Origin of the sequence: Roseicyclus mahoneyensis, assembly GCF_003148775.1 — a bacterium.
In the GTDB taxonomy this organism is placed as follows: Bacteria; Pseudomonadota; Alphaproteobacteria; order Rhodobacterales; family Rhodobacteraceae; genus Roseicyclus; species Roseicyclus mahoneyensis.
In genome coordinates, this window is record NZ_QGGW01000010.1 from 1 (window position 1) to 19,844 (window position 19,844).

Annotated in this window: 21 protein-coding genes and 1 tRNA gene; 13 read left to right on the forward strand and 9 right to left on the reverse strand. The window is 66.5% G+C overall.

Translation table 11 applies throughout. The features are described 5' to 3' along the window. Positions 1 to 291 precede the first annotated feature (291 nt). Entirely contained in the window at positions 292 to 429 is a 138-nt protein-coding gene (locus tag C7455_RS20205; RefSeq protein WP_170119118.1) for a hypothetical protein, read from the forward strand. A gap of 463 nt (positions 430 to 892) precedes the next feature. On the opposite strand, the gene C7455_RS16570 is transcribed toward C7455_RS20205, so the two are convergent. Continuing rightward, a tRNA-Thr gene (locus C7455_RS16570) sits at positions 893 to 968 on the reverse strand. A gap of 167 nt (positions 969 to 1,135) precedes the next feature. Between C7455_RS16570 and C7455_RS16575 the strand changes: the two genes are divergently transcribed. Continuing rightward, entirely contained in the window at positions 1,136 to 1,963 is an 828-nt protein-coding gene (locus tag C7455_RS16575; protein WP_146200033.1) for a hypothetical protein, read from the forward strand. Continuing rightward, on the forward strand, positions 1,960 to 2,880 hold the full coding sequence (locus C7455_RS16580; RefSeq protein ID WP_109670149.1) for a GNAT family N-acetyltransferase: 921 nt from the start codon (positions 1,960 to 1,962) through the stop codon (positions 2,878 to 2,880). Before C7455_RS16575 ends, C7455_RS16580 begins: the two co-directional genes overlap by 4 nt. A gap of 27 nt (positions 2,881 to 2,907) precedes the next feature. Here the strand turns inward: C7455_RS16580 and C7455_RS16585 are convergent, their stop codons facing one another. Next, entirely contained in the window at positions 2,908 to 3,174 is a 267-nt protein-coding gene (locus tag C7455_RS16585; protein WP_425450655.1) for a DUF2312 domain-containing protein, read from the reverse strand. Positions 3,175 to 3,318: 144 nt separating this feature from the next. Between C7455_RS16585 and C7455_RS16590 the strand changes: the two genes are divergently transcribed. Together C7455_RS16590 and rsmA are read left to right on the forward strand one after the other, a co-directional pair. Further along, entirely contained in the window at positions 3,319 to 3,534 is a 216-nt protein-coding gene (locus C7455_RS16590; RefSeq protein WP_109670152.1) for a hypothetical protein, read from the forward strand. Positions 3,535 to 3,575: 41 nt separating this feature from the next. Further along, positions 3,576 to 4,415, forward strand: a complete 840-nt coding sequence (gene rsmA, locus C7455_RS16595) for a 16S rRNA (adenine(1518)-N(6)/adenine(1519)-N(6))-dimethyltransferase RsmA (RefSeq protein WP_109670154.1) — start codon at positions 3,576 to 3,578, stop codon at positions 4,413 to 4,415. Positions 4,416 to 4,471: 56 nt separating this feature from the next. On the opposite strand, the gene C7455_RS16600 is transcribed toward rsmA, so the two are convergent. The 6 genes from C7455_RS16600 to C7455_RS16625 all read right to left on the reverse strand — a co-directional run bounded on the left by C7455_RS16600 (position 4,472) and on the right by C7455_RS16625 (position 10,507). Continuing rightward, positions 4,472 to 5,158 carry a DUF4167 domain-containing protein gene (locus C7455_RS16600; RefSeq protein ID WP_109670155.1) on the reverse strand — a complete coding sequence of 229 codons (687 nt, stop codon included), beginning with the start codon at positions 5,156 to 5,158 and terminating at the stop codon, positions 4,472 to 4,474. Positions 5,159 to 5,396: 238 nt separating this feature from the next. Further along, positions 5,397 to 6,245, reverse strand: a complete 849-nt coding sequence (gene prmC, locus C7455_RS16605) for a peptide chain release factor N(5)-glutamine methyltransferase (RefSeq protein WP_109670157.1) — start codon at positions 6,243 to 6,245, stop codon at positions 5,397 to 5,399. Positions 6,246 to 6,407: 162 nt separating this feature from the next. Continuing rightward, the gene (prfA, locus tag C7455_RS16610; protein ID WP_109670320.1) at positions 6,408 to 7,463 is read right to left on the reverse strand and encodes a peptide chain release factor 1; all 1,056 of its coding nucleotides are present in this window, start codon (positions 7,461 to 7,463) and stop codon (positions 6,408 to 6,410) included. Positions 7,464 to 7,515: 52 nt separating this feature from the next. After that, entirely contained in the window at positions 7,516 to 7,959 is a 444-nt protein-coding gene (locus C7455_RS16615) for a DUF1499 domain-containing protein (RefSeq protein ID WP_170119119.1), read from the reverse strand. After that, the gene (locus tag C7455_RS16620) at positions 7,944 to 9,137 is read right to left on the reverse strand and encodes an acetate/propionate family kinase (protein WP_109670160.1); all 1,194 of its coding nucleotides are present in this window, start codon (positions 9,135 to 9,137) and stop codon (positions 7,944 to 7,946) included. Before C7455_RS16620 ends, C7455_RS16615 begins: the two co-directional genes overlap by 16 nt. After that, positions 9,134 to 10,507, reverse strand: a complete 1,374-nt coding sequence (locus C7455_RS16625) for a bifunctional enoyl-CoA hydratase/phosphate acetyltransferase (protein ID WP_109670161.1) — start codon at positions 10,505 to 10,507, stop codon at positions 9,134 to 9,136. Before C7455_RS16625 ends, C7455_RS16620 begins: the two co-directional genes overlap by 4 nt. A 305-nt stretch (positions 10,508 to 10,812) precedes the next feature. Between C7455_RS16625 and C7455_RS16630 the strand changes: the two genes are divergently transcribed. Then, the gene (locus C7455_RS16630) at positions 10,813 to 11,019 is read left to right on the forward strand and encodes a cold-shock protein (RefSeq protein WP_109670163.1); all 207 of its coding nucleotides are present in this window, start codon (positions 10,813 to 10,815) and stop codon (positions 11,017 to 11,019) included. Between the two features lie 93 nt (positions 11,020 to 11,112). Here the strand turns inward: C7455_RS16630 and C7455_RS16635 are convergent, their stop codons facing one another. After that, positions 11,113 to 11,889, reverse strand: a complete 777-nt coding sequence (locus C7455_RS16635) for a fumarylacetoacetate hydrolase family protein (protein ID WP_109670164.1) — start codon at positions 11,887 to 11,889, stop codon at positions 11,113 to 11,115. Between the two features lie 165 nt (positions 11,890 to 12,054). Here C7455_RS16635 and C7455_RS16640 point away from each other — a divergent pair, with 165 nt between their 5' ends. The 7 genes from C7455_RS16640 to C7455_RS16670 all read left to right on the forward strand — a co-directional run bounded on the left by C7455_RS16640 (position 12,055) and on the right by C7455_RS16670 (position 19,841). Next, on the forward strand, positions 12,055 to 12,729 hold the full coding sequence (locus tag C7455_RS16640; RefSeq protein ID WP_109670166.1) for a lysophospholipid acyltransferase family protein: 675 nt from the start codon (positions 12,055 to 12,057) through the stop codon (positions 12,727 to 12,729). Next, the gene (locus C7455_RS16645) at positions 12,726 to 13,670 is read left to right on the forward strand and encodes a phosphatidate cytidylyltransferase (protein ID WP_109670168.1); all 945 of its coding nucleotides are present in this window, start codon (positions 12,726 to 12,728) and stop codon (positions 13,668 to 13,670) included. The genes C7455_RS16640 and C7455_RS16645 overlap by 4 nt, the downstream gene beginning before the upstream one ends. Positions 13,671 to 13,841: 171 nt before the next feature. Continuing rightward, positions 13,842 to 15,389: an ABC transporter substrate-binding protein gene (locus tag C7455_RS16650; protein ID WP_109670169.1), complete on the forward strand. Its 1,548-nt coding sequence runs from the start codon at positions 13,842 to 13,844 to the stop codon at positions 15,387 to 15,389. A gap of 139 nt (positions 15,390 to 15,528) precedes the next feature. Further along, complete coding sequence (locus C7455_RS16655) at positions 15,529 to 16,491, forward strand: ABC transporter permease (protein ID WP_109670171.1); 963 nt, start codon at positions 15,529 to 15,531, stop codon at positions 16,489 to 16,491. Between the two features lie 4 nt (positions 16,492 to 16,495). Further along, positions 16,496 to 17,443: an ABC transporter permease gene (locus C7455_RS16660; protein ID WP_109670172.1), complete on the forward strand. Its 948-nt coding sequence runs from the start codon at positions 16,496 to 16,498 to the stop codon at positions 17,441 to 17,443. Continuing rightward, on the forward strand, positions 17,443 to 19,146 hold the full coding sequence (locus C7455_RS16665) for an ABC transporter ATP-binding protein (RefSeq protein WP_109670174.1): 1,704 nt from the start codon (positions 17,443 to 17,445) through the stop codon (positions 19,144 to 19,146). The genes C7455_RS16660 and C7455_RS16665 overlap by 1 nt, the downstream gene beginning before the upstream one ends. A gap of 116 nt (positions 19,147 to 19,262) precedes the next feature. Next, positions 19,263 to 19,841: a peroxidase-related enzyme gene (locus tag C7455_RS16670; protein WP_109670175.1), complete on the forward strand. Its 579-nt coding sequence runs from the start codon at positions 19,263 to 19,265 to the stop codon at positions 19,839 to 19,841. The last annotated feature ends 3 nt before the right edge of the window (positions 19,842 to 19,844 follow it).

The following is a 19,844-nucleotide window of genomic DNA, read 5'->3' on the forward strand; positions in this document are numbered from 1 at the left end:
CAAACCGGTAGCGCTCTTTCCTTTGAGCGCAACCTGCCTCATGTGTCTCAGTTTTTTTCTTCGCCTCGCGGGTCCAAAACCTCAGCCCCAGTCCCAGTCCCGTCCGGCGTCCCGTCAGCACCTCAGCGCCGCCGGTGAAGGGTGTCTACTCATTGCCGCGAGCGGCTGCAAGAGGCTTTTTTCATCGGCGACGTGCGTCAGAAAAATCAGTCGCCTCTTGCGTGCCACCCTTGTCCACAAGCGAAAAGTCGTCGCGTCGGCATGCGATCGTTCCGCTCCAGGGACGTGGACATGGATCACATCACCGACCTCACCTGCCAGAGAGGCGAATCTGATCTCGACGCCTTCCTGGCCGTAACGCGTGGCCCGCCCGTTCAGACGTTGGTGCTGGCCGGACACGGCAGGGTCGAGAACGGAGCCTCGGCCTGATGCTTAAGTGACGCCTTTCGCTTCTTTGGTTTTGGCACTGGGGTGACGAGATCCGACCGTCGACATTGGTCCAAGATCCTGTTGGTGTGCTGACCGTCCGCGCAGAGGTCCCAATGCGGCCCAGGATGCTCATGGGGTGAGTTCAGGATCGGCTAACCAAAGAACCTATCCCTCATGCGCCTCGGCTCGCAGCCAGATGGGCCAAATTGTGGTAACTCCGCCACCTGAGCCAAGTTGCTTTACGGAGGCTAACACCTTTCAGGCCGACAGCAGTCTCAGTGGGTACGAGGATATGCAACACTCAGATCAACGGCCCAAGGATGCATCACGCCTCAAGCGGGCAAGTTCAAGATCGACGACTGAGGGGGTGCAGACACACTGCTTTGGCTGCGCTTTTTGCTGCACACGGGCCACGAAGACGAAGTTCGTATGTCGCTGATTTTGCAAGCGCAGTTGAAAACGTTGGTGCCCCCAGAGAGACTCGAACTCCCGACCCTCTGATTACAAATCAGATGCTCTACCAGCTGAGCTATAGGGGCTGCCGCGATCCGCATACGACATGGCTCGCCGGCGCGCAAGCATGGGCGGGTTTGCACCGCGCACGTGGGCGGTATAGGGTCCCGCGCGGGCAGGCAGACGGGTCAGGGTCAAACACAGCATGCAGGTTGTCTTTCACCTCGGCGCGCCGTGCACCGATCAGGGTTTGTTGCTTCAATCGCTTGGCAAGAACCGGGCGCGGCTGGCCGAGGATGGAATCCTCGCCCCGTCCATCGCCCGTTACCGCCCGCTCTTGCGCGACACGCTGCGTGCGCTCAAGGGCCAGACCGCCAGCCGTGACGTACAAGACGCGCTGCTTGATGCCATCATCGACGAGATGCCGGCCGACCGGCTGATCTTTTCCGATCCGCGTCTCGTGTGCATCCATCGCCTCGTCGTGCAGGGCCCGCAGATCTGGGCGATGATCGACCGTCAGGTCGCGGCGCTCCGCGGGCTTTTTCCACAGGCCGAACCCGAGGTCTTCATCGGCATGCGAAATCCGGCAACCCTGATTCCTGCACTTTTCGCCGCCTCCAAGTTCAGCGACTTCCCCGAGTTCAGCGAGAACATGCAGCCCCATGCCGTGGCATGGTCGGAAATGCTGAGCCGGCTGCGGCTGGCCCATCCCGACGTTCCTGTCACCGTGTGGTGCAACGAGGATACGCCGCTCCTGTGGGGCCAACTCCTGCGCGAGATCGCCGATGTGCCCTTCGACTATCCGCTCAAGGGCAGCGACGACCTGATCGAGACGATCATGGACCCCACCGGCTTCAATCGCCTGCAACGCTATCTCGCCGACAACCCGGCCCAGTCCGAGATCCAGCGCCGACGCATCGTGGGCGCCTTCCTCGACCGCTACGCCATAGACACCGCGATCGAGGAAGAACTCGACCTGCCCGGCTGGACGCCTGACCTGATCGAGGAGATCAGCCTCGCCTATGATGACGACATGGCCGAGATCGCCCGCATTCCGGGCGTGACGCTGCTGACGCCATGACGGCGCGCGCACCTGAACGCTGGGATGCAGGTGCCGTCTGGGCGCGGCGGATCGGTCCCGCGGATCTTGATTGCTTGCGCCCGCTGATGGCCGATCCCGAGGGGCTGCGCCGTGGCCCCGCCCCGGCGCAGATGGCGGCGGGCTTTGCCCGCGATCTCGACCATTGGCAGCGTCACGGGTTCGGGCGCTGGGTTGTCTTGCACGGCGATAGACCTGTCGGGCTCTGCGGCGTGACCCATCAGACGGGTTTTCCCGGGCTGAACATCTCGTGCTACCTGTCGCCTGCGGTCCGGGGACGGGGCTGGGCCACCGATCTGGCAGCGGCTCTGGTCGATCTGACCGAGGCACAGGGTCTCACCCCCTATCTCCACGCGCTCCTGCGCGCGGCCGACCCGGCGCCAATCCGGCTGCTGGACAAGCTGGCGTTCCGCGATCTGGGCCGGGTTCAACACGACAGCTCGGAAAGCCTGTTGCGCGTGCGCACCTTCAGGGGGACCGCCCCGATGGTCTATTTCGGCGGGCCGTGGCAACCGATCGTGTCCGAGACGCCCGAGGGCCTCATCTATTCGCTTCCCGTGAGCTCGGGGCCGGTCGATTTCAGCGTCGACCTGCCCATCAGCGCCCGCGATCTCGGGGTTCTGCGCGCCGATCCTGACCGCGCGTCGCTGGCCTTTGCCGTGTTGCACCCGATGGGGCAAGCCCTGCGCGCGACGGGAGAAACGGCCGAGATGGCGGCGGCCCTACACCATGTCGTGCAGGCCGACAGGGCCGACCTGTTGCCTTGGCTCGCCGCCCGCGACAAGGCCTGCAACGGGGAGATCTCCAACCATCTGAGCATCACCTGCGGCGCCGATATGGCCAAGCTTCGGCGCGGCGCATGGCTGCCGCTGCCGCGCCCGGACGGCACATCTGCCTGACCCGATGCGGCAGCCCGCGGCCTGCGCTCAGCGCATCCCCAGCGCTTCCTTGTACATCTCCAGCACCGCCTCTTCCTCGGCGATGTCATCGGGCTCGCGTTTGCGCAGCGCGATGACCTTGCGCATCACCTTGGTGTCGTAGCCGCGCGATTTCGCCTCGGCCATGACCTCCTTTTGCTGGTCGGCGATGTCCTTCTTCTCGGCCTCCAGCCGCTCGAACCGCTCGATGAACTGGCGCAGTTCGTCGGCGGTGACGCGGTAGGTGTCGGGGCGGGCGGCGGTATCGCCGTCGATCTCGGTCACGTCCATCGGGTATCTCGCATCTGAAGGGGGAATTCCGGACCTCCGATCTAGCCGCAGCCCGGCCCCGCCACAAGCCTTGCCAGCCGCGAAGTGCTGGACTAGGTCAATCACGGATCGCTTGGGAAAGGATGCTGCATGGCCGCTCTGGTCTATGTCGGAACGGCCATGGCTCTGGCGGGGCTCCTCGCGCTGGCGTGGTGCATCTGGGCGGCTGTCACGGCCAAGCGGGCGGGCCTGCCCGACGCCGAACTGCGGGTGCGCCTGCAACGCATCGTCACCATCAACATGGGTGCGCTTCTGGTGTCGGTCCTGGGGCTGATGTCGGTCGTGACGGGCATCTTTCTGGGCTGAACGCTTGCGCTGGCGCGCGAATTCACGGCAAGCCCTGCAGCATGAGCACCATCGACAGCCTTCCCCCCCTGCGCGAGGTCATCGCGACACACGATCTGTCGGCCAAAAAGGCGCTGGGACAGAATTTCCTGCTCGATCTCAACCTTACCGCCAAGATCGCGCGCACGGCGGGGGATCTGACCGGTTTCGACGTGCTTGAGGTTGGGCCGGGCCCCGGCGGGCTGACGCGCGGGCTCTTGGCCGAAGGCGCGCGCCGCGTGGTCGCGGTGGAAAAGGACGCCCGCTGCCTGCCCGCGCTGGCCCAGATCGCGGCCGCCTATCCGGGCCGGCTCGAGGTGCTGAACGCCGATGCGCTGGCGCTCGACTGGGCCGCGCATCTGACGCCCCCGATCAAGATCGTGGCCAACCTGCCCTATAATGTCGGGACCGAATTGCTGGTGCGCTGGCTGACGCCGTCCGGCTGGCCGCCACAATGGCAATCTCTGACCTTGATGTTCCAGCGCGAAGTCGCGGACCGGATCGTGGCGCGCCCCGGGTCCAAGGCCTACGGTCGGCTTGCGATCCTTGCGCAATGGCGCTGCGAGGCGCGCATCGCCATGACCCTGCCGCCCGAGGCCTTCACCCCCGCCCCCAAGGTCCATTCCGCGGTGGTGCATCTGACCGCCCTGCCCGCCCCGCGCTTTCCGGCCGATCAAGCCGTGCTGGAAAGGGTGGTGGCAAAAGCCTTCAACCAGCGCCGCAAGATGCTGCGCGCGGCGCTGAAGGGGCTCGCACCCGATATCGAGGACAGGATCGTGGCGGCGGGCCTGACCCCCACCGACCGGGCCGAACAGGTCCCGATCGAAGGGTTTTGCGCCTTGGCGCGCGCTGTGGCGGGCTGAGCCGGACGGGCTTGCCACAGTCCGGGCCGGTCACGGCACGGATCGGGCCACGGTAATTACTCGGCGGCCTCTTGAGGAGTGTCCGAGGACGGCTCGCCTCCCGCCTCACCCGCATCATCCGTCTTGCGCGGGCGCCGCGTGCGGCTGCGCTTGGGCTTCGGCGCGCTCTCTGGCGTCTCGACAAGGGTGCTGTCCCCCGCTCCGCCGCCATCGAGCACCGCATCGAAATCGCTCCGCAAGGGTTTGTCATCCGCCCGCTCGGGCTGACGCTCCGCCCGTTCCGGCTGACGCTCTGCCCGCTCGGGCTGACGCTCGGCTCGTTCCGGCTGACGATCCGCCCGCTCGGGCTGGCGGTCCTGCGGCCGGTCATAGGCGCGCTCTTGCTGCGGCTGGCCCTGCGCCTGCGGCGCACCCTCGCCATAGCCATAACCGTCCCGCTCGTCGCCGTCGCCGCGCTCACGGCCCTGCTGGCCCTGCTGCGGCTGGCGGGCATCTTGTTCGCGCTGCGCCTCGGCCAGCATGCGCAGGTAGTGTTCCGCATGTTGCTGGAAATTCTCGGCGGCGACCCGGTCGTTGGACAGCTGCGCATCGCGCGCCAGCTGGTTGTACTTGTCGATGATCTGTTGCGGCGTGCCGCGCACCTTGCCTTCCGGCCCGGACGAATCAAAGACGCGGTTGACGACGTTGCCGACCGAGCGATTGCGGTTCCCCTTGGACCGCGAGCGGTTCTTAGATGATCTCATGTGATAAATACGGTTCCAGTTGTCCTGGGTTGGCGGCGCCTGCACCGAAGTGCATGGACGCTCTGTACCCGCACCGGCGCTAGGGCGAAACGGCACGGAAAATTCGGCAGAACCGCGGGGGGTTGTCCTGGGACAGTCCCTCTCGCTGGGGATGAGTAAGCATGCGGAGCGCCGCGTGACAAGAGCAATCGACGCCCAAACCGGGGAAAGGCGCGGAAAACCGCCCCGATCGCGACCATTAGGCCGCAGTCGCGGCGCGCGCGCGTCGTCCCGACACGACACGAGGCTTGCCATTGATGTCGGGATGCACCGCCACGTCCTCCAACCCCGCCACCTCGAACAGCGCTGCAACCGCCTGTCCCTGCGCGGCGCCGATCTCGACCAGACAGCGCCCGCCCGGCACCAGATGGGCCGTCATGCGCGACAAGATGATCCGATAGGCCGACAGGCCGTCACCCTCGGGCGTCAGCGCACGGCGCGGCTCCCATCTTGTGATCTCGGGGGCCAGGCCAGCGTAGTCCTCGGCGCTTACATAGGGCGGGTTCGACACGATCAGGTCGAACGACCCCTCGATCCCCTCCCACCAATCGGACTGCACGAGCTCGATACGCCCTGCCACCCCATGCCGCGCCGCATTCACGGCGGCCACCGCCAGCGCCTCGGCCGAGACATCGCTGGCAACACCCGTGGCTTCCCGCCGCTCGGCCAGCAGCGACACGGCGATCGCCCCCGTTCCGGTCCCCAGATCCAGCAGCCGTCCGAAGGGCGCAGACAGGGCCAGATCGACCAGCGTCTCGGTATCGGGACGCGGCGTCAGCGTGTCACGCGTGACCCGAAAGGCCCGCCCAAAAAACAGCCATTGCCCCAGGATCTGCGCCATCGGCTCGCGCGCCAGACGCCGCGCCAGCATCGCCTCGGCCGCCTCCAGCACCGGCGCCTCCAGCGCCTCCCCCCCCGCCACCGCGACCCGCGCCGCCGACCAGCCGGTTGCCGCCCCCAGCACCATCCGCGCCTCGCGCGCCGCAAGGTCGCCCGATATCGGCCGCAACAGCCCCATGGCCCGCGCCATCCAATCCGCGGCCGTCATGCCCGGTGTCTCCCGCCCTCATCTTTCCCCAAATATGCCCGCCGGAGGCATCCCGCCCCCACCCACGGACGCAGGACGCCGGCAAGGGCGCCCACGCGCGGTCGCGCCGCAGGCGCCCCGCGCGCGGGCTCGCGGGCAAGGCCCGCGAAACAGCCCGGCCCCTCAGCCATCCATCTCGGCCAGCAGTCGGGCCTGCGCATCCGCGCTCAGCGCATCGATCACCTCGTCCAGATCGCCCGCGAGGATCTGCTCCAGACGGTAAAGCGTCAGGTTGATCCGGTGGTCCGTCATCCGCCCTTGCGGGAAATTATAGGTCCGGATGCGCTCGGACCGGTCGCCCGAGCCCACCTGCGCCTTGCGGTCGGCGGCCATCGCATCGGCCGCGCGGCGCCGCTCCTGATCGAACAGCCGCGCGCGCAGCACCTGCATTGCGATCTCGCGGTTGCGGTGCTGGGATTTCTCGGAGCTTGTCACCACGATGCCGCTGGGCAGATGGGTGATGCGCACGGCGGAATCCGTCGTGTTCACATGCTGGCCGCCCGCGCCCGAGGATCGCATCGTGTCGATGCGGATATCGCCCGCGGGAATGTCGATCTCCACCGCCTCGGCCTCGGGCAGGACCGCGACAGTCGCCGCCGACGTGTGGATGCGCCCCCCCGATTCCGTCTCGGGCACGCGCTGCACCCGGTGCACGCCGCTTTCGTATTTCAGCCGGGCAAAGACCCCCTCGCCCTCGATCCGCGCCGTCACTTCCTTGATGCCGCCCAGATCGGTCTCCTGCAGATCGACGATCTCCAGCCGCCAGCCGCGCGCCTCGGCATAGCGGGTATACATCCGCAGCAGGTCGCCCGCGAACAGCGCCGCTTCGTCGCCGCCGGTGCCGGGCCGGATCTCGATCATCGCAGGGCGCGCGTCGGCGGCATCGCGGGGCAAGAGCGCCAGCTGCAGCGCCGCCTCCCCCTCGCACAGCGCCGCGCGCAGGCGGGGCAGTTCCTCCTCGGCCAGCGCGTGCATCTCGGGGTCGGCCAGCATCGCCTCGGCCTCCGCGATCTCGGCCGTCAGCCTGCGCCAGGCCGCGACCTCCTCGGCCACGGGCTTCAGCTCGGCGTATTCCCGGCTGATGCGCGCGAAATCCTCCGAGGCCGTGCCGGCGTTCAGCCGCGCCTCGAGATACTCGAACCGCTCGGTGATCTGGTGCAGGCGATCTTGCGACAACATGGCCGCGATGTGACGGGCCGCGCGGCGCGGGTCAAGGGGCGGGCTGCACGCCTCAGCCGCGCGCGGCCGCGATCCAGCGGGCGACGCGGGCGGCATTCACGCCCATGTCGGAATAGCCAAAGCGCGCGCGCGAAAATATCTCCACCCGCGTGCCGCCCGCCACTGGCACCAGCCGGACCGAGACCGCATCGGGAAAGCCCATGATCCGCGAGCGCGCCACATAGGTCATCTGCCCGGTTGCCAGATCGCCGCCGATCATCGCGGCCCCTTCGGCCGTGGCGATGGCGTCGATCCGCGCGGCCATCACATCGGCCGTTGCGTCGAAGACCGGTGCGCCCTCGCCCCGCCGCAGCTCGAAATTCGGGCTCGCAGGCGGGGTCACGCTGCCCGGATCGACATGCCAGACCTCGGCGGGCATGGCCACCGTGCGGAAATAGACCGCAGCGCCGATAACGGCGAGGACGGCAAGAGCGACAAGGATCAAGAGGAGACGCATGGGATCCAGTTTTCGCCTTCTGCGCCTTTCGTCAAGAGCGCCCGGGCGCATGCGCGCGCGATGATCCGCTCCTCGTCGGTCGCCATCACCAGGATCGGCACCCGCCCGGCATGGATTGTAGCGGCATTGACGGCATTGCGGTCAGCGTCCACGGCCAACCCCAGAAAGCCCAGCTTTGCAACCGCGCGCGCCCGGATCGGGCCCGCATTCTCGCCAATGCCGCCGGTGAAGACCAGCGCGTCGATCCCCCCCAGCGCGGCCGCAAGCCCGCCGATCTCGCGCGCCAGCCGAAAGCTGTAATAGGCGATCGCCTCCTCGGCCTCGCGCGCCTCCGAGGCCAGCAGCACCCGCATGTCATGGCTGATCCCCGACAAGCCCTTGAGCCCGCTTTCCTTGTAAAGCAGATCGGTGATCTGGCCCGCCGTCATGCCCTGATCGAGCAAGAACAACACCACGCCCGGATCAAGCTGGCCCACCCGTGTTCCCATCGGCATCCCGTCCAGCGCCGAGAAGCCCATGGTGGAGGCGACGGACCGCCCCCCCTCCAGCGCGCAAAGCGAGGCGCCGTTGCCCAGATGGGCCACGATCACGCGACCCTCGAACAGGCGCGGATGCACCGCCCTCAGGCGGCCCGCGATGTAGTCGTAGCTCAACCCGTGGAACCCGTAGCGGCGCACGCCCGCCTCGAAGAACCGCCTTGGCAGCGCGAAGGTGTCGTTGACGAAGGGATGGCCGCGATGAAACGCGGTGTCGAAGGCCGCGACCTGCACCGCCTCCGGAAAGGCTGCAAGGGCGGCGCGCACGCCCGCCAGATTGTGCGGCTGGTGCAGCGGCGCCAGCGGCGCCAGCGCGTCGAGCTGCGCGACAAGTGCGGGCGTCAGGACGCGCGGCCCGTCGATGTCCGGCCCGCCATGCACCACCCGGTGCCCAACCGCCGCGATCTGCCGCGCGGCACAGAGCGGTCCCAGCGCCGCGATCAGGCGGGCAAGACCCGTGGCATGGTCGGCCGGGCCGATCACCTCGGAGGTCTCGACCCCGCCCGCCTCGATCACCAACCGGGCCTCAGGGCCCAGCGCGTCGATCTGGCCGCGCGCTTCCTCACGCGGCTCGTCGGAGGGTGCATAAAGCCCGAACTTGATCGAGCTGGAGCCTGCGTTGAGCGTCAGGATCAGGCTCATCGCAGGCTTTCGGCATAAAGCGCCGCCACCGCGCAAGACGCCAGCCGCGCCTTGTCGTCATCGGCGCGCGAGGTCAGGATCACCGGCACCTGCGCCCCCATCACGATGCCCGCCGCCGCCGCATGGGCCAGAAACGTCAGTTCCTTGGCGATCATGTTGCCCGCCTCCATGTTCGGCGCGACGAGGATCTCGGCGCGCCCGGCCACCAACCCGGTCAACCCCTTGGTGCGCGCGGCGCCCGGATCGACCGCATTGTCCATCGCCAAGGGCCCGTCGACCAGCCCCCCCGTGATCTGGCCCCGATCGGCCATCTTGGACAAGATCGCGGCATCAAGCGTCGAGGGGATGGAGGCCGTTACCGTTTCCACCGCCGAGAGGATGCCGACCTTGGGCAGCTCGACGCCCAGTGCGCGCGCCAGATCGATGGCGTTTTGCACGATGGACACCTTGCATTCCAGATCGGGCGCGATGTTGATCGCGGCATCGGTGACAAAGAGCAGATGCTCCAGCCCCGGCACATCCATGACGAAGACATGGGACAGGCGGCGGTTGGTCCGCAGCCCACCCTCCTTCTTCAGGATCGCGTGCAAAAGCTGGTCGGTGTGCAGATGGCCCTTCATCAGCGCCCTTGCCCGCCCCTCATGGATCAGCGCGACCGCGCGCAGGGCGGCCGCGCGGTGGTCGGGGATGTCGACGATCTCGATCCCCGCGATGTCAGCCCCGGCCTCGGCCGCGGCAGCGGCGATCTTGTCAGGGCAGCCGACGAAGAGCGGGGAGATCAGCGTATGATCGCGCGCCATGACCGCCCCCATCACCGCATCGGGGCTTTCAGGGCAGACCACCACCGTGGGCAGGGGCGGCAAGGGTGCTGCGCGCGCCAGCAGGGCGTCGAAATGGCGGTGCGACTGCACCGTCAGGCCCGGCACTTCCACGCCGTCGAAACGGCGCACGGCATCAGGTGCCTGCACCGTCACCTCGCCCTCGGCGACGCGGCCCGCAGGCCCGTCGACCCAGACCGCCAGCCGCACGGCGCGCGCCGGCAACTTGTCGACGACCCTCACGCCGATGCTGAGCGTCTCGCCCGCATGGGCGCGTCCGACAAAACGCAGGTCCTGCGCCAGATAAAGCGTCCCCGGCCCCGGCAACTGGTTGCCCAAGACCCCCGAGATCAGCGCCGCCACCCAGGCCGAGGGCGCGACCGCCTCGGGGCGCCCGTCGCCGTCGCCATCGAGCTTGGGCAGATGCATCGGGTTCATGTTGCCGCTGGAATGCGCAAAGACATAAAGATCCTCGGCGCGGCAGAGGCGTTGCACGCGCGCCTCCTGCCCGGGGATCAGATCGGCATAGGGAATGCTGGTCAGGATGGTCATGTCGTTCCTTTGGGTCTGCACGTCGGGTCCGGATTGCCCGGGCAGCTTGGGTCCGAACCTAGCGACGCAGGGTGACGTCGCCTTGACATGGGTCAGGCAGAGGACGGCCGCCGCCGGGTCCGCCCCCCGCGCACCGGGGAATCGCCTTTACTTGTGGCGCAAAATGGGGCATGTTTTGTGCGCTATCTCTACTCTATCGACCCCTGTCTTAGCCCTCATGGCCAGGCTTGTGCTCTCGATCTTGCATGGGTTACGCCGGACTGCCGCATGGTGCGGGCAGTGTGATAAGACAGGAGACCACGGTTATGGCCACTGGCACCGTGAAATGGTTCAACACCACCAAAGGCTACGGCTTTATCGCGCCCGATGGCGGCTCCAAGGACGTGTTCGTGCACATCTCTGGCGTCGAGCGTTCGGGCCTGACCGGCCTCGCCGACAACCAGAAGGTCAAGTTTGACCTCGAAAAAGGCCGTGATGGCCGCGAAAGCGCCGTGAACATCGAACTGATGTAACAAGGGCCTTCGGACCCGGATTTCCAAAGGGCGCGCTGCCATGGCGCGCCCTTTTTCCTTTTGCCGCATGCCTGTTCGTGGCGCGACAGCCCGTCATGTCGCGCCGGTCGGCCCCACCATGGTCACGCCGACTGCCCCTATGCCGTCGATCACCACCTCGACCACCTGCCCCGCCTTCACGGGGCGGGCGCCCAGCGACGTGCCACAAGCGATCACGTCGCCGGGATTGAGCGTCATATCTTGCGACAGCAGGCGCACGATCTGGGGAGGGGTCAAGATCATGTCCGACGCCTCGTAGCTTTGCCGTTCGCGCCCGTCGACCAGCACCTTGATCACAAGGCTGCGCCAGTCGAGGTCTGTCGCAATGACCGGCCCCACCACACCAAAGCCGTCAAAGCTCTTGGCGCGGGTCCATTGCGCGAAACTCGAGTCCGCGCTCAGCACATCGAGCGAAGTGATGTCGTTCACGCAGGTGTAGCCAAGGATCGCGGCCTCCGCCTCGGCCTCGGTCGCATCCTTGCAGGGCCGCCCGATCACGATGCCCAATTCGCCCTCGAAGATCACCCGCCCCGCACTTTCGGGGATCACGACCGCATCACCCGGCCCCGCCAGCGAGGTGCAGGCCTTGAGAAACCAAAGCGGATGGGTCGGATGGGCCTGCCCACCCTTTTTGGCTGCGGCCTTGTAGTTGTTCCACAGCCCGATGAACTTGCCCGGCACCACGGGGGCCAGTAGCGTCAGATCAGCCAGCGCGACCGGAGCGCCTGCCGCTTCGTCCGCGCCCAGCGCCGCGCGTGGATGCAGCGCCTCGGCCTCGATGACACCGGTGACGATCGTCCCTGAAGCCGTGCGGCCGCGTGCCCATGACATGATGGTCCATCCTCCCTGATACGGGCGCGCGATGCCGTGGCCCCAACGCCTCGACACGCCCCCCGCGCCCGCTTTTGCCAAGCCTGAGGCAGCGGCACAAGCACAAGCCTTACCCCTTGACGGGCCGCCCCGGCCCTCGCCACTCTGCCCCACCGGGAGGACGGCATGACAGACCCCAGACCACGGCGCAGCCTGCCCCGCCGCCTTGCCGCGCGGATCGTGGGTAATGCGCTGGTCTTGCTGGCCCGCTTCATCACCGCAGTCCGTGCCGACTGGCGCGGGGTGGAACCCGTCGCCCGCCAGCGGGTCTATTACGCCAATCACGTCTCGAATGCCGACATGCCGATGATCTGGGCCTGCCTGCCCGGCCACATCCGCCGCATCACCCGCCCGGTCGCCGCCGCCGATTACTGGCTCAAGACGCCTTTGCGGGCCTTTGTCGGGCCCGAGGTCTTCAACTGCGTCCTCGTCGACCGCAACCGCGAGGGCCGGACCGAGGACCCGATGATCGCGATCCTCGAGGCGCTGGACGAGGGTTCCAGCCTCATCATCTTTCCCGAGGGCAACCGGAACATGGGCGACGAGCCGCTGCTGCCCTTCCGCGCGGGCCTCTACAACATCGGCCGCGCCCGTCCCGATGTCGACCTCGTGCCCGCCTGGATCGCCAACCTCAACGAGATCATGCCCAAAGGCGAGGTCATCCCGCTGCCGCTGATCTGCACCGTCACCTTTGGCGCGCCCGTCCGGGTCGAGCCGGGCGAGAACCGGGGCAATTTCCTGGCTCGCGCGGCGGCGGCGCTGGTGGCGCTGCGCCCCGAGGACGTCGAGGAACGCCCATGACCAGCCAGACCACCTTCGACATCCTGATCCTTGCCACAGGGGTGATCGGCATCCTGACCGCGCTGACGCTGGTGGGCGAGATCCTGCGCGCCCGCCTGCCATGGGGCGAGACCGATCCGGGCGTCGAGACCTTCATGACCCGCGTGCAATCGTGGTGGGGCATGGTGATCTTGCTGTCGTTGGCCGTGCTGTCGGGAAAGATCGGCCTCTTGCTGCTCTTTGCCTTCGCAAGCTTCGCGGCGCTGCGCGAGTTCCTGACCTATGCCACCAAGCGTCGGGCCGATCATTTGTCGCTGGCGCTAGGGGCTTTCGTCATCTTGCCGCTGCAATATGTCTTCGTGGGGCTGGGTTGGACGGGGCTCCATACCGTCTTCATCCCGGTCTATGCCTTCTTGCTGTTGCCCATCGTTTCGGCGCTGCGTGGCGACCCGGACAGGTTCCTCGTGCGGGTGGCCGAAACGCAATGGGGGCTGATGATCTGCGTCTTTTGCATCAGCCATGTGCCCGCGCTGTTGACCTATGGCATGCCGGACGGATCGGACCGGTCGGTGCTGCTGATCGTGTTCCTCGTGATCGTGGTGCAATCGGGCGATCTGGTCGATTATTACGTCGGGCGCAGTCTGGGCCGCAGGCGGATCGCGCCCGCCCTGTCGCCGCGCACGCTCGAGGGAGTCGCGGCTGGCGTCATCGGGGCCGGCATCATCGGGGCCGGGCTGGGCTGGATCACCCCCTTCGGCATGGCCGGGGCGGCGGCGATGGCGGCCCTTGCGGCAGCGGCGGGCATTTTCGGCAGCCTCGTCTTTGCCGCGATCAAGCGCGACAAGGGGGTCAAGGACTGGTCCCACCTGATCCCCGGTCAGGGCGGCTTTTTGGACCAACTGCATGGCGTGATCTTTGCGGCACCTGTGTTCTATCACGTGACGCATCTGATCTGGGGCTGAGACACAGCCTTTGCCGCCTGATAGCGGGCCGGTGATTGCCACGGCCCATCACCAAACCGTGACATCCGCGCCTTTGCAATCACGTCAAAACTGCGTCACGCTGCCGCAGGCCAGCGCGCGAGACTGGCCCGCGCGCCACACCAAGCGCCTCACCACCGGGAGATCTGCGACATGAACCGCCTTTTGACCGCCACCGCCCTTGCGGCGATGCTGGCAGCACCTGCGTATTCCGAAACCTTCCGCTGGGCCTCGACCACCGATCCGCAGACGATGGACCCGCATGCCGTCTCCTCGACGCCTGTTCTGGGGTTTTTGAACAATGTCTACGAGGGGCTGGTGCGGCGCGGCCGCGACATGACCATCGAGGCCTCGCTCGCCACCGCATGGGAACCCTTGCCCGAAGGTGCCGGCTGGCGCTTTACCCTGCGCGAGGGTGTCACTTTCCACGACGGCGCCGCCTTCACCGCCGAGGATGTCCGCTTCAGCTACGAGCGCGCCTCGTCCGAGGCCTCGGACGTGCGCAGCTGGTTTGCGCCGGTGAGCGACGTGGTCGTGGTCGACGACTTCACCGTCGACATCCTGACCACGGCGCCCCAGCCGATCTTTCCCGACTCGATCGCCAACTGGATGATCATGGACAGTGGCTGGGCAGCGGCCAATGACGCGACGGGCGTGGCCCGCGACGTCGAGAATTTCGCGACGCTGAACGCCAACGGCACCGCCGCCTTCCGCCTCGTGTCGCGCCAGCCCGATCTCGAAACCGTGCTGGAACCCTTCGACGGCTGGTGGGGCGAGGTGGAGCACAACATCACCCAAGCCATCTTTACCCCGATCCAGAACGACGCCACCGCCGTGGCGGCGCTGCTCTCGGGCGAGATCGACATGATCAACCCCGTCCCGGTGCAAGACGCCGCAAGGATCGAGGCGGGCGATGGCGTCTCCGTCCTCAGGGGGATCGAGACGCGCGTCATCATGCTGGGCTTTGCCCATGACCACGAAACGTTGCAAAACGGTGCGCCCAACCCGTTCAGCGACGTCCGCGTGCGCCGCGCGGTGGCCCAAGCGGTCAATGTCGATGCGATCTTGCAGACCATCATGCGCGGCTCGGCCGAACCCGCCAGCCAGCTTGTTCCGCCGTCGTCGCGCGGGTTTTCCACCGGGCTCGACACGCGGCCCCCGCTCGACCCCGATGCCGCCCGCGCCTTGTTGGCCGAGGCGGGGTATCCCGACGGGTTCGACTTCACCCTGTCATGCACCAATGACCGCTACATCAACGACGAGGCCGTCTGTCAGGCCGTCGTCGGCATGCTGGCGCAGGTCGGCATGACCGCCACGCTTGAGGCCGGTCCGGTGTCGAACTACTGGCCGGAACTGCGCGCGGGCAATTTCGACATGTACCTGCTGGGCTGGTCGCCGGGCACCTTCGATGCCGAACATCCGCTGCGCTTTCTCGTGCACACCGCCGGTGATGCGCTCGGCACCTGGAATTTCGGCGGTTATTCCAACCCGCGCATCGACGCGCTGATCCCGTTGATCCAGTCCGAGATCGACGACAGCGCCCGTCAGGCGATGCTGGACGAGACCGCAGCCACCATTCAGGAGGACATGGTCTATGTCCCCCTCTACGTCGAACCGCTGCTTTGGGGCGTGCGCGACGGCGTGAGCCTGACCCAGCGGCCCGACAATTTCTTCATCCTGCGCTGGGTGACGGTGGACTGAGGTCAGGCCCCGAGAAAAAGAAACCCGCCACAGGGGCAGACAGGCCCCCTTGGCGTGGTAGGGTTTACCACGGGGCAAGACTTGACGGGCGGGGCCACCCATTGCACCCCTGTCAGACGCCAACGGGGACGCCAGCCATATGGTCAGCTACATCTTCCGCCGCATCTTGCAATCCGTGCTTGTCCTGCTGGTCGTGGGATTGGTGGCCTTTGCGATGTTCCGGTTCGTGGGCGACCCGGTGGACACCATGCTGGGGCAGGAACGCACCGTACAAGATATCGAGCGTCTGCGTGAAAGCCTTGGCCTGAACGACCCGTTCTTTGTCCAGTACTGGAATTTCCTCGGCCGCGCGCTGCAGGGCGATCTGGGCATTTCCTACCGCCAAGGCCGCCCGGTGGCCGAGATCATCGCCGAACGCCTGCCCGCCACGCTGGAACTGGCCGCTGTCTCGGGCACCTTCGCCCTGTTGATGGGCATCGGGCTGGGCGTCTTCACCGCGATACGGAGGCACGGGTTTTCGGCCAATGCGATCATGGCGCTCAGCCTGATCGGCGTGTCGCTGCCCACCTTCCTCATCGGTATCTTGCTGATCTACCTCTTTGCGGTGGAGCTCAGGTGGCTGCCCAGTTTCGGGCGCGGCGAGACGGTGATGGTCGGGGGCTGGTCGACCGGATTTCTCACGCAATCGGGGTTGATCGCCCTCATCTTGCCCTCGATCACGCTCGGCCTTTACCAGATGACGCTGATCATGCGGCTTGTGCGCTCCGAAATGCTCGAGGTGATGCGACAAGATTACATCCGCTTTGCCCGCGCCCGCGGGTTGTCGCAGCGGGCGATCCATTTCCGCCATGCGCTCAAGAACACGCTGGTCCCCGTGATAACCGTCACCGGCCTGCAGCTTGGCTCCATCATCGCCTTTGCCATCATCACCGAGACGGTGTTCCAGTGGCCCGGTGTGGGCCTTCTCTTCATCAACGCGATCCAGTTCGTCGATATTCCCGTCATGGCCGCCTATCTCATGCTGATCTCGGTCATGTTCGTGGGCATCAACCTGATCGTCGACCTGCTCTACGTCGCCATCGACCCAAGGTTGAGGAGCTGACGCCATGACCGACACCCCTGCCCCGAAAACCGTCGCGCGGTCACGGCTGGCCATGACATGGGACAGCGATGTCGCCCATGCCTTCCGCCACTCGCCGGTGGCGATGATCTCCTTTGCGGTGACGGCCATCTTGATCCTGTCGGCCGTCTTCGCACCCCTCATCGCGCCGCATGATCCGTTCAACCCGGCCACGCTGAACCTGATGAACGGCTTCACGCCCCCCGGTGAGGCCAACATGTTCACCGGCGAGAGCTTCGTGCTCGGCACCGACGACCAGGGCCGCGACGTCTTTTCCACCATCCTCTACGGCCTCAGGATCTCGCTTTTCGTGGGCTTCGCCGCCGTGGGCTTTGCGATGGTGCTGGGCATCACGCTTGGCCTGATCGCGGGCTATGTGGGCGGGTTGGTGGAAACCATCATCATGCGCGTGGCCGATGTGCAGCTGACCTTTCCCGCGATCCTTGTCGCCATGCTGATCTTTGGCATCGCCAAGGGGATCACGCCGCCAGAATACCGCAATGACGTGGCGATCTGGGTGCTGATCATCGCCATCGGCCTGTCGGATTGGGTGCAGTTCGCCCGCGTGGTGCGCGGCGCCACCATGGTCGAGAAATCCAAGGAATACGTGCAGGCCGCGCGCCTGATCGGGCGCAGCCCGGCGGCGATCATGCTGCGCCATATCCTGCCAAACGTGCTCTCGCCGGTGCTGGTCATCGCCACGATCAGCCTCGCGCTTGCCATCATCGCCGAGGCGACGCTGAGTTTCCTCGGCGTCGGCGCGCCGCCGACCGAGCCTTCGCTCGGCACGCTCATCCGGATCGGACAGAGCTTCCTCTTTTCGGGCGAATGGTGGATCTTGTTCTTCCCGGCCTGCACACTCTTGGTGCTGGCCTTGTCGGTGAACCTCTTGGGCGACTGGCTGCGCGACGCGCTGAACCCGAGGTTGCGCTGATGGCCCTGCTGGAAATCGAAAACCTCACCGTCCAGTTCCCCACCCGGCGCGAGACCTTCGTGGCGGTCAAGGACGCGCATCTGACGGTCGAGCCGGGGCAGATCCACGGCCTTGTCGGGGAATCGGGCGCGGGCAAATCCACGATAGGTGCGGCCGTCATGGGCCTGCTTGATCCGCCGGGCAAGATCACCGGCGGCGTCATCCGCTTTCGCGGCGAGGAGATTTCCGGCCTTGATGCCGAGGCGATGGCGAGCCTGCGTGGCCGCAAGATCTCGATGATCTTTCAAGATCCGCTGACGTCGCTCAACCCGCTCTTCACCGTGGGCCAGCAACTGGTCGAGACGATCCGCGCACATCTGCACCTGTCCGAGACCGAGGCGCTGGCACGTGCCATCAACCTGATCGACCGCGTCGGCATCCCCGACGCGCGCGCGCGCGTGAACCAGTATCCGCACCAGTTTTCCGGCGGCATGCGGCAGCGCGTGGTGATCGCGCTGGCGCTGTGTTCCGAGCCTGACGTCATCATCGCAGATGAGCCGACCACAGCTCTCGACGTCTCAATCCAGGCGCAGATCCTTGACCTGATCAAGGGTCTGGCGCGCGAACGGCGGGTGGGCGTCATCCTCATCACCCATGACATGGGCGTCATCGCCGACACGACCGACGTGGTGACGGTGATGTATCGCGGCGAGGTGGTGGAAAGCGGGCCGACGGCACGGGTTCTGGGCGCGCCGTCGCACCCCTACACGAAATCCCTGATCGCTGCCGTGCCGCGCCCCACGGTCAAGCTGCACCGCTTTCCCCTAATCGATTACGGCGGACGGGTCACGGGCTTTGCCATCGCGGATCTGGCGCGCAACTGGCCTAAAAGCACGGGCGAACGCGGCGCGCCTCTGATCGAAATCGAGGGGATCAGCAAGCGCTTCGTGTCGAAACAGGCCATCTTGCCGTCGCGTCGGGGCTATTTCACCGCCGTGGACAGCGCGAGCTTTACCATCCGGCAAGGCGAGGTCTTTGGCCTTGTAGGCGAAAGCGGCTCGGGAAAATCCACCATAGCCCGGATGATCGCGGGGCTTTATCCTGTCGATGGCGGAACGGTGCGCTACGGCGGGCGTGACGTGACCGCGACGACACGAGGCGTGCCCGACTGGTATCGCCGCGAGATCCAGATGATCTTTCAAGACCCCTATTCCAGCCTGAACCCGCGCATGCGGGTGGACGAGATCGTGGCCGAGCCCGCGCGTCATCACGGGCTGCTCAAGGGGCAGGCCCTGCGCAACCGGGTGGCGGAACTGCTGGACCGGGTCGGGCTTGGGGCCGAGGCGGGCGTCAAGTTTCCGCATGAGTTTTCGGGCGGGCAACGGCAGCGGATCTCCATCGCGCGCGCGCTGGCGACCCAGCCACGGTTCTTGATCTGCGACGAGCCGACAAGCGCGCTCGACGTGTCGATCCAGGCGCAGATCCTCAACATTCTCAAGGATCTGCAGGACCATCTTGGTCTGACCATGCTGTTCATCAGCCACGATCTGCCCGTGGTGCGCCAGATGTGCGACCGGGTCGGCGTGATGAAGGATGGCAAGCTGGTCGAGGTGGCCGAGACCGAGACGCTCTTCGAGGCGCCGCAGCATCCCTACACTCAGCACCTGCTCTCGCTCATGCCACGGCTCGACGGGTTGTCGGACGAGGGGCTGGCGGTGGCGTGAACCGGCTTCGCCCGCTACGCGGTCGACCGGTGCGAGGGGGTTCCCCCCTCGCGCTCCCCAGCATATTTGTGGAAAGATGAAAGGGCGAGCCCGCCCTTGAAGGGGAGGAACCCGCCATGCCGCAGCCCGATCATGTGTCGATCTACGATCTGCCCGATCTTGCCGATCTCGACGAGGACATGCAGCGCTATTTTCAGGTCTGCAGGGACAAGCTGGGGATGGTGCCGAATGTGTTGCGCACTTTTTCGCGCAACCAGGACAAGCTCAGGGCCTTCGCGCAATATTACAACACGCTGATGCTGGCGCCCTCGGGGCTGAGCAAGTTGGAGCGCGAGATGGTGGCGGTCGTGGTCTCGAGCGCGAACCGCTGTTTCTACTGCCTTGTCGCCCATGGTCAGGCGGTGCGCGCGCTCTCGGGCGATCCGCAACTGGGCGAGATGCTGGTGATGAACTACCGCGTCGCGCAGCTGGAGCCCCGGCAGCGCGCGATGCTCGATTTCGCCTGGACGCTGACGAGCACGCCTTGGGCAGTGGACGAACCTGACCGGCAGGCCCTGCACGATGCGGGGTTGAGCCAGGACGAGATCTTCGACCTGGCCGATGTCATCGCGTTCTTCAACATGTCCAACCGCTTCGCCATCGCCTCCGACATGATGCCGAACGCCGAGTATCACGGGATGGATCGTCAATCCTGATCA